The 14,572-nt window shown below is 60.8% G+C and carries 11 protein-coding genes and 1 pseudogene; 10 read left to right on the forward strand and 2 right to left on the reverse strand.

The window, feature by feature from the left end; genetic code table 11:
* The first annotated feature begins 4 nt into the window (after positions 1–4).
* Positions 5–631, forward strand: coding sequence for a trimeric intracellular cation channel family protein (locus NOF55_RS21765; RefSeq protein WP_306413229.1), 627 nt, complete (start codon positions 5–7; stop codon positions 629–631).
* A gap of 36 nt (positions 632–667) precedes the next feature.
* On the opposite strand, the gene NOF55_RS21770 is transcribed toward NOF55_RS21765, so the two are convergent.
* Positions 668–1,570: a LysR family transcriptional regulator gene (locus NOF55_RS21770; RefSeq protein ID WP_306413230.1), complete on the reverse strand. Its 903-nt coding sequence runs from the start codon at positions 1,568–1,570 to the stop codon at positions 668–670.
* A gap of 139 nt (positions 1,571–1,709) precedes the next feature.
* On the opposite strand from NOF55_RS21770, the gene NOF55_RS21775 reads away from it, so the two are divergent.
* The 9 genes from NOF55_RS21775 (at position 1,710) to NOF55_RS21815 (ending at position 13,539) form a co-directional block, all read left to right on the forward strand.
* Positions 1,710–2,483 carry an SDR family oxidoreductase gene (locus tag NOF55_RS21775; RefSeq protein ID WP_306413231.1) on the forward strand — a complete coding sequence of 258 codons (774 nt, stop codon included), beginning with the start codon at positions 1,710–1,712 and terminating at the stop codon, positions 2,481–2,483.
* 809 nt (positions 2,484–3,292) lie between these two features.
* The gene (locus NOF55_RS21780) at positions 3,293–3,796 is read left to right on the forward strand and encodes an RNA polymerase sigma factor (protein ID WP_306413232.1); all 504 of its coding nucleotides are present in this window, start codon (positions 3,293–3,295) and stop codon (positions 3,794–3,796) included.
* A gap of 65 nt (positions 3,797–3,861) precedes the next feature.
* The gene (locus NOF55_RS21785; protein ID WP_306413233.1) at positions 3,862–4,839 is read left to right on the forward strand and encodes a FecR family protein; all 978 of its coding nucleotides are present in this window, start codon (positions 3,862–3,864) and stop codon (positions 4,837–4,839) included.
* Between the two features lie 113 nt (positions 4,840–4,952).
* Positions 4,953–7,415, forward strand: a complete 2,463-nt coding sequence (locus NOF55_RS21790; protein ID WP_306413234.1) for a TonB-dependent siderophore receptor — start codon at positions 4,953–4,955, stop codon at positions 7,413–7,415.
* Between the two features lie 49 nt (positions 7,416–7,464).
* Entirely contained in the window at positions 7,465–8,289 is an 825-nt protein-coding gene (locus tag NOF55_RS21795; RefSeq protein WP_306413235.1) for an ABC transporter ATP-binding protein, read from the forward strand.
* Between the two features lie 131 nt (positions 8,290–8,420).
* Positions 8,421–9,221, forward strand: a complete 801-nt coding sequence (locus NOF55_RS21800; RefSeq protein WP_306413236.1) for an ABC transporter substrate-binding protein — start codon at positions 8,421–8,423, stop codon at positions 9,219–9,221.
* Entirely contained in the window at positions 9,218–11,239 is a 2,022-nt protein-coding gene (locus tag NOF55_RS21805; protein ID WP_306413237.1) for an iron ABC transporter permease, read from the forward strand. The genes NOF55_RS21800 and NOF55_RS21805 overlap by 4 nt, the downstream gene beginning before the upstream one ends.
* Positions 11,236–12,507 carry an NtaA/DmoA family FMN-dependent monooxygenase gene (locus NOF55_RS21810; protein ID WP_306413238.1) on the forward strand — a complete coding sequence of 424 codons (1,272 nt, stop codon included), beginning with the start codon at positions 11,236–11,238 and terminating at the stop codon, positions 12,505–12,507. The genes NOF55_RS21805 and NOF55_RS21810 overlap by 4 nt, the downstream gene beginning before the upstream one ends.
* A gap of 27 nt (positions 12,508–12,534) precedes the next feature.
* Complete coding sequence (locus NOF55_RS21815; protein WP_306413239.1) at positions 12,535–13,539, forward strand: LLM class flavin-dependent oxidoreductase; 1,005 nt, start codon at positions 12,535–12,537, stop codon at positions 13,537–13,539.
* A 127-nt stretch (positions 13,540–13,666) separates the two neighbouring features.
* Here NOF55_RS21815 and NOF55_RS21820 read toward each other — a convergent pair.
* A pseudogene (locus NOF55_RS21820) lies at positions 13,667–14,480 on the reverse strand (IS3 family transposase); the annotation flags it as partial.
* Between the last annotated feature and the right edge of the window lie 92 nt (positions 14,481–14,572).

The raw sequence follows: 14,572 nt of genomic DNA on the forward strand, positions 1-14,572 counted from the left end.
CGTCATGAGCATCCTGATACTCCACATCCTTTACGTGATCGCGATCACGGCGGAGGCCATGACGGCCGCGCTGGCGGCGGGTCGCCGCAGCATGGACTGGATCGGCGTGTGCCTGCTCGGCGCGGTAACGGCGCTCGGTGGCGGCTCGGTCCGCGACGTGCTGCTCGGCCACCATCCGCTGGTCTGGGTCGCCCATCCGGTCTACCTGCTGCTGACCGCAGCGGCAGCGCTGGCGACGATTGCCGTCGCACGCTTCATGCACCGGCTGCGACGGATGTTTCTGCTCCTCGACGCCGTCGGTCTCGTGGTGTTCACCGTCATCGGATGCACTGTCGCGACGGAGATGGGCATGCCGGTGATCGTGGTGATCGTGGCGGGCATGATCACCGGCTGCCTCGGCGGCGTGTTGCGCGACATCCTCTGCAACGACATTCCGCTCCTGTTCAGGAGCGAGCTTTATGCCAGCGTGTCGGTGGTGACGGGCAGCCTCTACGTGGCCGGTCTTTCCCTTGACCTTCCGCACGACGTCGTCATGTTCGCGGCCATGACGCTGGGTCTGGCGATGCGGCTTCTGGCGCTACGCTTCAACTGGAACATGCCGAAATTCGTCTATACGCAGGACCTGCATTGACGGAAATCGTGACGCGACTCCCGGCAGGGGAAAGCTTCAGGACAGAACGTCCCGCTTCATGAGCTTGTCGAGCCAGTCGGCGAAGACCTGAAGGCGGCGGGAAAGATGCTGGCGGTGCGGGTAGAGCAGCGTCAGCGCCATAGGCTCGGCACGGTGATCGGGCATCACCTCGACGAGTTCGCCCGCATCGAGATAGTGCCGGACGTCATAAGCTGGAATCTGGATCAGACCAAGCCCCGCCAGGCAGCAGGCGATGGAGGCCTCCGCGCTGTTGACGGTGACGCGGGCGTGCATCGGCGACGAGCGTAAAACGCCATCCTCTATCCATTCCCAGTCCTCTACCCGCCCGCTCGACGGCGAGGCGTAGTTGACCGCAGCGTGGTCGGGGAGGTCGTCCGGTGTGCGGGGGATGCCACGGCGCTTGAGATAATCCGGGCTGGCGACGTTTATCAGCGTCAACTCTCCGATCGAACGCGCGATCAGGCTGGAATCGGCCAATGGCCCCACCCGCAGCACGCAGTCGACGCTGTCCTCGATCAGGCTCACCGCGCGATCGGTGACGCCGAGATCGATGTCGATACCCGGATAGAGGTCCAGGAACTCCGGCAAAGCCGGAGCAATGATCAGCCTGCCGATACGGCCGGGCACGTCGATCCGCAGCCTGCCCGAGGGGCGGGCATCGGTCTGCCGGAACAGGTTCTCCGTTTCCTCGACATCGGCGATCAGGCTCAGGCACTTCTCGTAGAAGGCCGCTCCGTCCTGCGTCGGCGCGACCTTGCGCGTGGTACGATGGAGGAGCCGTGCCCCGACGCGGCCCTCCAGGTCCTGAACGGCCGCCGACACCGACGAACGCGGCAGGCCGAGCGTGTCGGCCGCGCGGGTAAAGCTGGAGCATTCGACGACGCGTGCGAAGATCCGGAACAGGTCGATGCGGTCCAAGTCCCCATGATCTCCGATTGTTCATGATTACTGACAGATGTTGTCAGAATGCCAGTCTTTATCATCGAAATCCAGACGATAAATTTCCCATAAGAACGCGGCCGTCGACGCGGCCGAGCAGCGAAAGGAGACTGTTGCCATGACCGATCACAGCATCACCGGAAAAACCGTCCTCATCGCCGGCGGCGCAAAGAACCTCGGCGGGCTGATCGCCCGCGACTTTGCCGCGCACGGCGCGAAGGCCATCGCGATTCATTACAACAGTACCGGCACCAAGGCCGATGCCGACGCGACCGTCGCAGCCGTGAAGGCCGCCGGGGCAGAGGCCGTCGCGTTCCAGGCGGACCTGACCACGGCCGGCGCCGTGGAAAAACTGTTTGCGGATGCGGTCGCGGCCATCGGGCAGCCCGACATCGCCATCAACACCGTCGGCAAGGTGTTGAAGAAGCCGATCGTCGAGATTTCCGAGGCCGAATACGACGAGATGAGCGCAGTCAATGCAAAGTCCGCCTTCTTCTTCCTGAAGGAAGCCGGCCGGCATGTCGCCGACAACGGCAAGATATGCACCCTGGTGACATCGCTGCTCGGTGCCTACACGCCGTTCTACGCCGCTTACGCCGGCACCAAGGCACCGGTGGAGCATTTCACGCGGGCGGCCTCCAAGGAGTTCGGCGAGCGCGGCATCTCGGTGACCGCCATCGGCCCTGGCCCGATGGACACGCCCTTCTTCTATCCCGCCGAGGGCGAGGATGCGGTCGCCTACCACAAGACCGCCGCGGCGCTGTCGAAATTCTCGAAGACCGGCCTGACCGACATCGAGGATATCGTCCCGTACATCCGCTTCCTGGTTTCCGATGGCTGGTGGATGACCGGCCAGACCATCCTCGTCAATGGCGGCTATACGACGAAATAGGGTATTTCCCGTCCGGTTACGGACGGGCCGCTCTTCTGGCTTGGGCAAATTGCGCGGGGTGTTCTCCCCAGCAAACAAATGAGGCAAGGCATCGATATGCAGACGACAGATTCAGACCTGAGAATCGAAACGAGGATCGGTGTGAGGCACGAAGCGCGCCGTATCCTGCCCATCGTTTCCAACACGACGGAACTCAAGGGCTTTCCTGTCGGCTTCTTTGCTGAAGAGATGCGCAGGCCTTTCTGACGTTCACGGAAGCAGGGCATCAGGTCGACCTTGCTTCGCCCCGGGCGGCAAGGTGATGTTCGATATCCACATCTGAAGGTCCTTTTGTAAAAGACCGTCGTTGACTTCTTTTTATGCGTCAGGAAACGCGCCCTCATGGTTCCGATATGCTTCCGGAAAGATTTTTCGGGAACGCCGAAAGCCTCCCGGAGAAGGCTTTAAGCCGTTGGAATTGCTTGACATCTGTGGTTACAGGGGAGCGCAGACAACGATTCCTGCGATTGGTTGAGCAACCAATACCGAAAATAGCAGCATAATAATTACCTACCATCCACGATAAACGCTATTCTACGCTGTGAAACATTTCGCAGAACCGGCTATGGTCATAGCCCTCGCAATGGATGCTACGATATACTTTCCAAAAAATCGGCGGCGTCACGCGGGATGTCTTCAGCGCGATGGGAAATTTGCCACACGCCAGCTCACCCCATAATCCGCGAATCATCATCAGCATGAATTGTGAAACGTCAAAAACATGATAAAAACACTCATGAAATTTGATGGGTTTGCGGGGCAATTGATTAATGGGTATCGTCGCCAGTGCGATCACTGAGTTCTATGTCAACGAGTACGCGCGCTTGAAACGGATCGTGTCGCGGATACTCGTCCGGCCGGATGCCGCCGACGATGTGATCCAAGATACCTTTCTGAAACTCTCCGACCATGACCTCAAAATTTCCGACCGTGGCCTTCTAGTCCGCGCCGCGCAAAACGTGGCGCGTGACTACAATCGCCTCGAAAAAACACGCACGTCTCTCTTTGACAAGGTGCATGACAGCCAGATAATCGGCGAGCCGGTTTCTCCCGAAAAAAGCCTGATGATGAGCGACCAGTTGCAATCGCTGTTTCGGGCCATCCATTCCATGCCGCACCGTCGCGCGCAGATATTCCTGCTCGCGAAACTCGATGAAATGCCCTATGCGAGAATCGCGGAGGAACTGGGCGTTTCACTCAGCACGGTCGAGAAGGAAATGGCCGCAGCCATGGCATTTTGCCATAAATGGCAGCAGGAACATGATTTTCCTTGAGGGTTGACGGTGCCGGAAACGTTCAGTGAACAGCGGAAGAGTCCACGAACAAGTGACAGGTCTGAATGACCCCGACCGGAAATGAGCAGGAAACGAAGGACGAGACCGTACGGCAGGCTGCCGCATGGTTTGCGCGACTGCGTGACCGTGAGCCGACGGAGACCGTTCGCCGCGATTTCAGGGCATGGCTGGCCGAAAGCCCGGAGAATCACGAAGCATTCAGCAATATCAAGTCGTTGTGGTACACGATGGACCGGCCTGCACAACTTGCCGGCGCGAACCGCTGGTATCGCGAAGGGCTGGGGGTCGGGCGGCGGCGGAGAAGGTTGAAAAACCTTGCCAATGCGGCGGCCATTTGCCTCGTCTGTCTCTGTTCCGCCGCCCTGTGGCGTGATGATGGCCTGATCGACCGGGCGTTTGCCGATTATGCGACGGTTCCCGGTGAGCGGCGCGAGGTGCGCCTTGCCGATGGCTCGGTTGTTTTTCTCGATGGCGACAGCGCCATCGACGCCGTGCTCACCTCAGGGCAGCGTAACGTTCGCCTCATTCGCGGCCGGGCATGGTTCAACGTCACACCCGATCCGCAACGGCCTTTCATCGTTGCGGCGGGCCGGGTGGAAACGAAAGTACTCGGTACCGCATTCGCCGTCGATACCGACAGGGATTCCGTGGATGTCACCGTCGAGCGCGGGCATGTAGCCGTTTCATCGGGGCGGGATGATGCCGTTGAACTGAATGCAGGCGAATCCGTGTCGTTCAGGGACGACCGGCTTGGCGAGAAGTCGGCTTCCGATCTCGACATAACGCTCGCCTGGCGGCGGGGGCTTCTCGTTATGAACCACACTCCGCTCGACAAGGTTGCGAGCGAGCTTTCGCGCATGAGCAGCGGCCGCGTTATCCTGCGTCAGGACGGAACCTATCCCGAAACGCACCTTTCCGGTGTATTCAAGGTAAGCGATCCGGACGCCATCCTTTCCGCGTTGCGAGCCGCCGATCTCCATGCAGTGCGCATTCCCGGCGTCGCGACAATTATCTACAGATAAATCAAATATTTATAAAAATTTTCAGATTTTTATCCTGTTTTTACGGGTTAGGCCCTCCCCAGTCGTTCAGTCCTCGGAACACGCGGTAACATGATTTTCCGAGGGCGTATGGAATGCAAAAGTTCAATAGACTGATCCTGAAGACGAGCGTCTCGCTGGCCTTGATCGGCGCGCTGATGAGCGCGCCTGTCCTGGCGCAGGAAGCCGGGCCGTCATCGAAATATGGCTTTGCCATTCCTGTAAAACCCTTGATCGCGGCTCTGGCGGACTTTACGGCCGTGACCGGTATTCAGGTCGTTCGTCCGGGCGGCGCAGCCATAACCGGCCGCTCGACGCCTGCCAACGGCAGCCTGACCCCATCTTCGGCCATTGAGACCCTGCTGCACGGCACCGGGCTCGGCTATCGCTTCGTTTCGGCCAATACGGTGGCCATCTTCCGGCCCGGCAACGCCGGCGAGGAACAGGCCATCAATGATGGCTCCACGGTTTTGTCTCCCATCGTCGTTCAGGGCAGGGAAGAAAACGCATGGGGTCCGGCGCAGGGCTTCGTGGCACGCCAGTCCGCGACCGCCACCAAGACTGATACGCCGCTCAAGGAAACGCCGCAGACCGTCAACGTGGTCACCTCGGCGCAGATGGAAACGCTGAAGCCGACGCGCCTTGCGGAAACGCTGCGCTACACGCCGGGCGCCGTGACGGAGGTGCAGCCGAGCACAAGCTATTTCGACCGTATCCGGCTGCGCGGCTTCTACAGCATCAACAACGTCTATCTCGACGGAACGCAGCTTACGCCTTCGGGATCGCTGGCTGTGGCGCAGGCCGACCCAGCCTTGCTGGAGCGGGTGGAAGTTCTTAAGGGACCGGCCTCGGTGCTTTACGGGCAGAACGGCGCGGGCGGGCTGATCAACATGGTCTCGAAGCGTCCGCTTGGCATCAACCAGCACGAGGCGGGTGTCGGGTTCGGTACGAACGGTTACGCGGAGAGCACGGTCGACCTGAACGGCGTTGCGGAGGATTCCGTGTTCAGCTACCGACTGGCCGGCGTGGCCCGAAAGACCGAGCTGAACAACGATCTGTCGAAGACCAAGCGCTATGCCATCGCGCCTTCCGTCATGTGGAAGCCGACCGATGCGACAAGCTGGACCATCATGACGGGCTTCCAGCGCGATCCGGAAGGCAATTCCAGCAGCTATCTTCCCATCAAGGGTATGGTGCTGCCGAACGTCAACGGCAGGTTCCCGCGCAATGTCTATACCTGCGACTTGTCCTTCTGCGATTACGACCGGAAACAGGCCTATATCTCCTCCGATTTCAGGCATGATTTCAGCGATGCGCTGTCCTTTCGACAAAACCTGCGCCTTACCCGCGTAAGCGTCGATGCCCAGACGCTGAGCCCCGGCGCGTTGCAGGCCGATGAGCGCACGATTTCCCGCACGGCGCTCGATCAGGCGGCGACCACCCGCGGCGTTTCGATCGATAACAATCTGAAATACGAGTTCGATCTGGGTGCGACGCATAACGAGATGATCGCCGGCTTCGACTATCGCCGCTTCACCTCGGACAATCTATCGGCACAGGGTATGAATTCGACCCTCAATCTCGATCTGTTCAATCCGACGTATGGCGGGCTGACCATTCCGACACTGGTGACGCGCACCAACAACACTGCGACCCAGCAGCAATACGGTCTTTACGCGCAAAACCAGATGTCGATCGGCGACTGGCGCTTCATGACTGGACTGCGCCAAGACTGGGCATCCTCCGATACCGACAACCACCTCACCAATGCGACGACGGAAACGAAGGACCATGCGCTGACCGGTCGCGCGGGGCTGCTTTACCTGTTCGACAACGGTTTGGCTCCCTATGTGAACTATTCGACGTCGTTCGAGCCGACATCCGGTACCGATTACTTCGGCAGCCCGTTCAAGCCGACGGAAGGCAAGCAGTGGGAAGTGGGGCTTAAATACGAGCCGACATCTTTTGATGGCGCCTTTACGGTGGCCCTGTTCGACCTGCGGCGCACCAATGTGACGACGGCCGACAATGCCCATACCTGCGCGATGGCGCCGACGCTCGCAGATTGCGGCAGTTATTCGATCCAGACGGGCGAAGTACGGGTGCGCGGCCTCGAGTTCGAAGGCAAGGTCAGCCTGACCGACAAGCTGAACGCATCCTTTGGCTATGCCTATATGGATGCCGAGGTGACATCCAGCAATGATGGTTATGAAGGCAAGGTGCCGACGAATACGCCGCGCCATATGGCCTCTGTCTGGGTTGACTACAGGTTCGATCAAGGCGCGCTCGATGGGCTCATGATCGGTACGGGCGTTCGATATATCGGCAGTATGTATGCCGACGATGCGAATGCCGCCAAAATACTGGCCTACACGCTTGTCGATGCCAAACTCTCCTACGATCTCGGTGCCTTGTCCGAGAAGATGGATGGCGCGCGCCTCGCGATCTCCGTCACCAATCTCGTCGACAGGAAGGCAGTGGGTGGCTGCTTCAGCGCCAATTATTGCGATTATGTCGCGCGCCGCATGGTGATCGGCGCGCTCAACGTCAAGTTCTGATCTCCTTCCGCCGGCGGCGATCGTAGCCGCCGGCATGACGGTTTTCCTGATGAACGATATTCTTTCCAATCCCTCCGTCGAAGCCCGCATGCTGGATGTCGATTATGGAACTCGTCCGGTTGTGCGTGGCGTCGATCTGGTAATCGTGCCGGGCACTGTGACGACACTGGTCGGGCCGAACGGCTCGGGAAAATCGACCCTGCTCAAGGCGCTCTCGCGGCTTCTTGCGCCGGCAGCCGGTTCGGTCCTGCTCGAAGGCCGCGACATCCGCGATCTTCGTACCCGCGAGATCGCACGCAAGCTCTCGATTCTGCCGCAGGGGCCGGTCGTGCCCGAGGGGGTGACGGTCAGGGAACTGGTCGCCTATGGGCGCGCACCGCATCAAGGCATTCTGGGCATCCGTTCAAGGGACGATATCGAAGCCGTCGACAGGGCACTCGCGATGACGCGGATCGGGGCGCTTGCCGACCAGCCGGTCGATGCCCTATCCGGCGGCCAGCGTCAGCGGGTATGGATTGCCATGACCGTGGCCCAGGAAACGCAGGTCATGTTTCTGGATGAGCCGACGACCTATCTGGATATCGCCCACCAGATCGATGTTCTCGACCTGCTGCTCACACTCAACCGTAGGCATGGGCGTACGGTCGTCATGGTGCTGCACGACCTCAATCTTGCTGCCCGCTATTCGGACCGCATGATCGTTCTCAGGGAAGGGCACATCATTGCCGATGGTTCACCCGTCTCGATCCTCACGCCGCAGGTGTTGCGGGATGCCTTCGAGATAGAAGCCGATATCCGTCAGGATACGGTATCCGGCTGCCCGTGGTTCATTCCGCTTGCGACACTGACCGAACGAAAGGAAGACAGACCATGATCACCGGCAGGCGTACCTTCTGCCTTATGTCGCTTGCATGCTTGGCCGTCGCCCCGGCCGTGCATGCCGCACCATTTTGCGCCGAAACCCCGCTCGGTTCCGTGTGTCTCGACCGTCCCGCCGTGAAAGTCGTGGCGCTCGACCAGCAGACAACCGAATACCTTTTGGCGCTCGGCCTGCAGCCGGCGGGTGTGACCGGTCCTGCCAATTATCGCAGGTTCACCGGCGATGAAGAGCCTCGCCTTGCCGGTGATGTCGTGGACCTCGGCCTTTTCTCTGCACCGAACATCGAACTGATCATGGCGCTCGAACCCGATCTTATCGTCGGCAATGTCTCGAGCGTGCAGAAGAGCCTTTCTATGCTGCGGGAAATCGCGCCTGTCGCTGCATTCCTGTCGCAGCCGTCCGGCAGTTCCGATCAGTTCGGCAACATGTCGGCCACGTTGCGGGTTTTCGCCATGCTGACCGGCCGGCAGACGGAAGGCGAGGCGTTTCTTGCAAGCCTTGATGCCGGTCTCGCTGAAGCCCGTGCGCGTTTCAAAACGGTGGGGCTTGGCGGACGTCCGGTCATCCTCGGCAATGTCAATGCCGGCGTGACCGGCGCCGAAATCATGCTGTTCAATGCCAATGCGTTGCCTGCACAAATTCTGGCCAGGTGCGGGTTCGATTATGGACAGGACGACGCACGCTTTGCCGACAAGGGGTTTACGGTCACGACGGCGGAAAGCCTCATTGCCTTTCAGGATGCCGATTTTCTCTACATGCCCTTCAATGCCAAGGGCGTCGAAAACCTGATGTCCACGCCGGTCTGGCGCAACCTGAACTTCGTGCGGGAAGGACGGGTGCATGCCGTTCCCTATCGTCTCATTCATAATGGTCCTCTGAGTGCCCGGCTGTTCCTGCGGGACGTGCAGAAGGCGCTTCTTCCTTGATCGCGAACGATATCCGCGCCGGTTGCCTGATGCTGGCCGGTGGATTCTGCGCACTCGCCATCGCCTTTCTCGCCAATATGGGTCACGGGGAGGCGGCCATCGGCATTGTGGAGATCGTCCGCGCGCTGCGATCCGGCGAAAGCAATCTGATGATGGATGTGATCGGCGGGTTTCGCCTGCCGCGTGCTGTCATGGGTGTCCTTGCGGGGAGTGCCCTGGCCGTTTCCGGTGCCCTGATGCAGGGCGTCCTGCGCAATCCCATGGTGTCTCCCAGTATTCTGGGCATCAGTTCCGGCAGTTTTCTGGCCATCGTGCTCGCGGCCATTCTCGCGCCGGATATCCTTGCCGCGATGCCGATACCGGTCGCCGTTTCGGGCGGGGCGCTGGCTGTCACGGCCGTCTATATGATGTCCGGCAACATCCGCGCCACACCGCTTCGTATCCTGCTTTCGGGACTGATCGTCTCGATGACGATTTCCGGTTTCACGGGCGCGCTTCTCATGATCTTCGAGGCGGAGGCGCGCTATCTCATAAGCTGGAGCGCCGGTTCGCTGCGGCAGAACGGCTGGGCGAACGTTCAGATCGCGGCCCCATGGATCGTCGCCTGCCTCGCTGCCGCGATCATCACGTCGCGTTCCTTCGATATCGCCGCGCTGGGCGAGGATACGGCCGCGGGCCTAGGCCAGAAGCGCGGTCCCGTCATGGCCGCTTCGATCATACTCGTTCTCGTCATGACCGGCGCGGCTGTTGCCGCCACCGGCCCTATCGGCTTCGTCGGCCTTGTCGCACCGCATCTCGTCAAGCTGGCGGGCGTCAGACGCAATGTCTTTCTGCTTCCCGCCAGTGCGCTTTGGGGAAGCGCGCTGCTGCTTCTTGCCGACACCATGACCTACATGCTGGGCACGCTCACCAGCGCCCCGCCCGTTGGCGCGATCACGGCTGCCGTCGGCGCGCCATGGCTGCTATGGCTTGTCATGCGGCGCGGCCCTGGCGCGGGCATGAACGGTCAGGCCTCTTTCGGCTTCGGCCGCACCGCGCATGTTCCGCCCGCCGTGCTCTTCTGCATCCTCCTCCTACTTGCGGGCGTCACGCTTCTGGCAGGCATTGTTTTCGCGGGGGCTTCGCCGCTTTCCTTCAGCCAGACGATCGACGGCCTGTTTGGCACCGGCAGCAATCTGGCGCGCCGGATCATCAGGGACCTGCGCATGCCGCGCATCGCCAGCGCCCTGCTGGCGGGTGGCGGACTTGCGCTGGCTGGCGCGCTTTTCCAGTCGGCGGTACGCAATCCGCTGGCCGATAGCTCTATCGTTGGCGTCAGCGGCGGGGCAACGGCGGGCATATTGCTGGTCGTTGCTCTGTTTCCCACGGCTTCTCCCTTTGCCATCGCCTGCGGGGCGCTGGCGGGCGGGATCGTCGCGGCTGCCAGCGTCTACGGGCTGGCATGGCGCACGCATCTGACGCCAACCTACCTCATCCTGATCGGCATTTCGGTTTCCGCGCTGTGCGGCGCGATCGTGCAGATCCTCGTCATGCAGACCCGCTTCAACAGCAATCCGATGATCTGGCTGATCGGCGGCCTTTACGGCGCCAACTGGAACACCGTTCTCGTGCTTGCTCCAACACTCGTTGCGGGTCTGGCCTGCGCCATGCTGGTCGCGGCCCGTCTGGAACTCATATCGCTGGGCGACCTGACGGCCAGAAGCCTCGGAACGGCGATAGCCCCGGTGCGGCTCGCAGCCGGCGTTACGGGCGTGGCAATCGCGGCTGTCTGCGTCTCCCAGACGGGACCGGTCGGCTATGTCGGCCTGCTCGGGCCGCATCTCGCCCGTTTTCTCTGCGGCCATTCGCTCCGGTTGCTGCTGCCCACTTCCGTGCTGGTCGGTGCCATATTGCTCGGTCTCGCGGACATTGCCGCCCGCGTCGTCATCGCTCCCGCAGAACTGCCGGCAGGGTCGGTCATCGCGCTGATCGGGGCGCCTTATCTCATCTACCTCATTCGCCGGAGTATGCGCGCATGAACAGGCCAAAGCGGCAGGTCCATTTCAATTCCTGTATCGACCATCTCGACCTCGCGTGGCGCGAGCCGTACGGGTCGCCCGCCCGCCTGTTCGATTTCGGCCAGCTTGCCGAGCGGGCGCGACTGGCCGAACGCGGCTTGATGGATGCGATGTTCATCGCGGATTTCTATACTTACCGTCCCGGCTTCTCGATGGAGCCGATCACACTGCTGTCGGCGCTGGCGGCAGTCACCAGAAACATCGGCCTCATCGCCTCGGCCTCGACAACCTATAACGAACCCTTCAATCTGGCCCGTATGTTCGCCTCGCTCGACAGGCTGAGCGGCGGACGGGCGGGCTGGAACATGGTCACGACGGCTGTCGGCACCGTATCGGCCAATTACAGCCGCGATGAGCATCTCGAACATGACACGCGCTACGAACGCGCCCACGAAGTGATCGATGTCGTGACACGCCTGTGGGACAGTTTAGGGGAAGAAGCTCTGCGGCCCGCCCCCGATGGTGGCTTCAAGGCCGATCCCGAAGAAATCCAGACACTTGAACACACGGGCGAATGGTTCGATGTAAAGGGACCGCTCGACATCCCGCGTCCAGTTCAGGGACATCCGGTGCGCATGCAGGCCGGGTCTTCGCAGGCGGGTCGCGACTTCGGTTCCCGCTGGGCCGAAGTCATTTTCACGGCCCAGCCCGTTCTTTCCATCGCCCGCGAATTCTACGCCGATATCCATGAACGGATGACGGGCTTCGGCCGTGCGCCGGACGCGCTCAACATCCTGCCGGGCCTGATGCCAATCGTTGCGTCGACGCGCGATGAGGCGGTGGAACAACTCGCGGCAAGACAGGAAAACGGCCCGGATTCCACGGTCAGGATGAAGGAAATGGTGGGCATCGACCTCTCCACCCTGCCGTCCGACGAGCCCGTTCCGCTCGAACTTCTGCCGGACAAAGGCTTCACTAACGGCATGCGGGGCCGTTCGGACCTTTATCTCGATATCGTCAGGAAACACCGGCTGACACCCCGGCAACTTCTTCAGCAGGGCGCCCATCTGGCCCATGCCGGCAATCCGCAAGACATGGCCGATCTGATCAGCGAATGGTTCACCACCCATGCCTGCGACGGTTTCACGCTGATGTGGCCTTCGCTTGAAGCCAACATCCTGTTCGTCGATGAGGTCATCCCGATCCTGCAACGGCGTGGCCTTTATCGCACGGCCTATAGCGGCACGACACTGCGTGACAATCTTGGTCTCTCCCGACCCGACCGTTAAGCGTTACCCGCAAGAAAGTTCAAAGACATGAAACAGCTTCATCTCGTTCATATCCTGGGTCCCGACAGCCTTGAGGCCGGAGCGGACGCCAGCAGGCTTAGGGTGCTTGCGGGTATCGCCCGCCATCTGGAGCGCGCGGGCTTCGCGGCTCTGATCCTTCCCAATGAAAACGGACCGGAGGCAGTGCGTGCCGGAAGACCGTTTCTGCCGTGTGAGCCGTTCACGGTCTGCGGTGCGCTGGCCGCTTCTACGCGCTCTATCGGCCTTGTTGCCGCCGTGCCGGCATCGACCAGCGAACCCTACAATGTCGCGCGCCGGCTCGCCTCCCTCGATCATATCAGCCGCGGGCGCATGGGCTGGAACCTGACGCAGGCCGTGGATAGATTTTCGGAGCAATATGGCGATCACAGCCACCCGCCACGGCCGGAAACGCTGGAAAGGGCCTGCGAATTTACCGAGGTCGTCGAGGCGCTTTGGGACAGCTGGTCTTCCGAAGCAATTATTGTAAGACCGGGCGGAGCAAGCGGCGTCGACGGCAAAAGCAATCGCCCGATTTCGCACGAAGGCACGTTCTACAAGGTCAAGGGACCACTCGACGTGCCAAGGCCGCCGCAAGGCCATCCGGTCTGCTTTCAGGAGGTGAAACCGGGAGAGAATCCGGCATTCGCGGCACGCTTCGCGGACGTCGTCATGCCCGATATCCGCTCTCGTGAGGAAATGGAAGCGTTTCGTCTGGCCTTTCAAGCTGAAGCGGACGCAAATGGGTGTCCGGCGAAGCGAGTAAGGTTCATGCCACAGCTTTCAGTCTCGGCGGATGACGGGATCGGAGCGGTTTTGCGCAAGATTACGGACTGGTTCCAGGCGGGGCTTGTCGACGGCTTCTGCGTCAGGGGACCGTGCATCCACCTGTTCACGGAGGAAATTATACCGCAATTACGGGCGCAGGGCCTTCTTGATGAACAGGAAGTACACCCTTTCCTGTGCGACCGACTCGGCTTCGGCAAGTCTCCAGTTCGGGCGGTTTCACCTTAATGGAATGGGCTTTACGACGTGGACTGATCTGGTTCGGATGATGCAGCCTCGTCAGCGGTCTTGGCAGGTGACCTTAGCCCCAAGTTTCCTCCGGGATTTCGGAGAGTCTTGGGTTTTCAATCTGGCCTCATGCAGCCTGTTTTTCCATAGCCATTTTCATGGCGAATTCGGCGGGCGTGATGTTGTCCAGCGATGAATGCGGTCGTTGCCTGTTGTAATCTTCCTTCCATGCGGGGATCTCGGCTCTTGCGTGAGGCAGTGAGGAGAACAGTGTTTCGTTGAGGCATTCGTCGCGGAAACTACCGTTGAAGCTTTCCACGAAGCCGTTTTGCATCGGCTTTCCCGGTGCGATGCAATGCCATTCGACACGGGTCTGCTGGCACCATCTGAGGATTGCCATTGAGGTCAGTTCCGTGCCGTTGTCCGAGACAATCGTTCGAGGACGTCCGCGTTGGGCCATGACGATATCGAGTTCCCGCGTGACACGCAGACCCGAAAGGGATGTGTCGGCGACCAGCGCCAGGCATTCCCGTGTGAAGTCGTCGACAACGGCCAAAACGCGAAACCTCCGTCCCATCGGTGAACGCATCGCTGACGAAGTCGAGGCTCCACCGTTCGTTGGCCCATGACGGCAGCGCGATGGGCCGTCGCGTTCCCAAGGCCCGCTTGCGGCCACCACGCTTGCGAACGGCGAGTTTCTCTTCCCGGTAGAGGCGACGCAGCTTCTTCAGGTTGATGACGATATCCTGTCGGTCCAGCATCACATGGATGCGGCGATAACCGAAGCGGCGGCGATCGGACGCGACCTGCCTCATGGCTTTCCGAATGGACGCATCGTTCGGCCGAACGCTGCAATATCGCACACTCGACCGGTCCACGGCCAGGATTGCACACGCCCGGCGCTGGCTCACGTCATGCTCCTTGCAGACATGGGCCACTGAACCGCTCCGGGTTTGCCGGAGGCTCCAACTCTTGAGTAAGGTGGAGCATGATGAGCAAGACGACGAACAAGTTTTCCCCGGAGGTCCGCGAG

The sequence above is a fragment of the Ectorhizobium quercum genome (assembly GCF_026552795.1).
Classification (GTDB): domain Bacteria; phylum Pseudomonadota; class Alphaproteobacteria; order Rhizobiales; family Rhizobiaceae; genus Ectorhizobium; species Ectorhizobium quercum.

What these genes read in the sequence shown, in the direction of transcription:
- NOF55_RS21815 (WP_306413239.1), top strand. Translation starts at nt 12,535, where the DNA reads ATGAAACAGCTTCATCTCGTTCATATCCTGGGTCCCGACAGCCTTGAG.
- NOF55_RS21810 (WP_306413238.1), top strand. Translation starts at nt 11,236, where the DNA reads ATGAACAGGCCAAAGCGGCAGGTCCATTTCAATTCCTGTATCGACCAT.
- NOF55_RS21790 (WP_306413234.1), top strand. Translation starts at nt 4,953, where the DNA reads ATGCAAAAGTTCAATAGACTGATCCTGAAGACGAGCGTCTCGCTGGCC.
- NOF55_RS21795 (WP_306413235.1), top strand. Translation starts at nt 7,465, where the DNA reads ATGAACGATATTCTTTCCAATCCCTCCGTCGAAGCCCGCATGCTGGAT.
- NOF55_RS21765 (WP_306413229.1), top strand. Translation starts at nt 5, where the DNA reads ATGAGCATCCTGATACTCCACATCCTTTACGTGATCGCGATCACGGCG.
- NOF55_RS21780 (WP_306413232.1), top strand. Translation starts at nt 3,293, where the DNA reads ATGGGTATCGTCGCCAGTGCGATCACTGAGTTCTATGTCAACGAGTAC.
- NOF55_RS21775 (WP_306413231.1), top strand. Translation starts at nt 1,710, where the DNA reads ATGACCGATCACAGCATCACCGGAAAAACCGTCCTCATCGCCGGCGGC.
- NOF55_RS21785 (WP_306413233.1), top strand. Translation starts at nt 3,862, where the DNA reads ATGACCCCGACCGGAAATGAGCAGGAAACGAAGGACGAGACCGTACGG.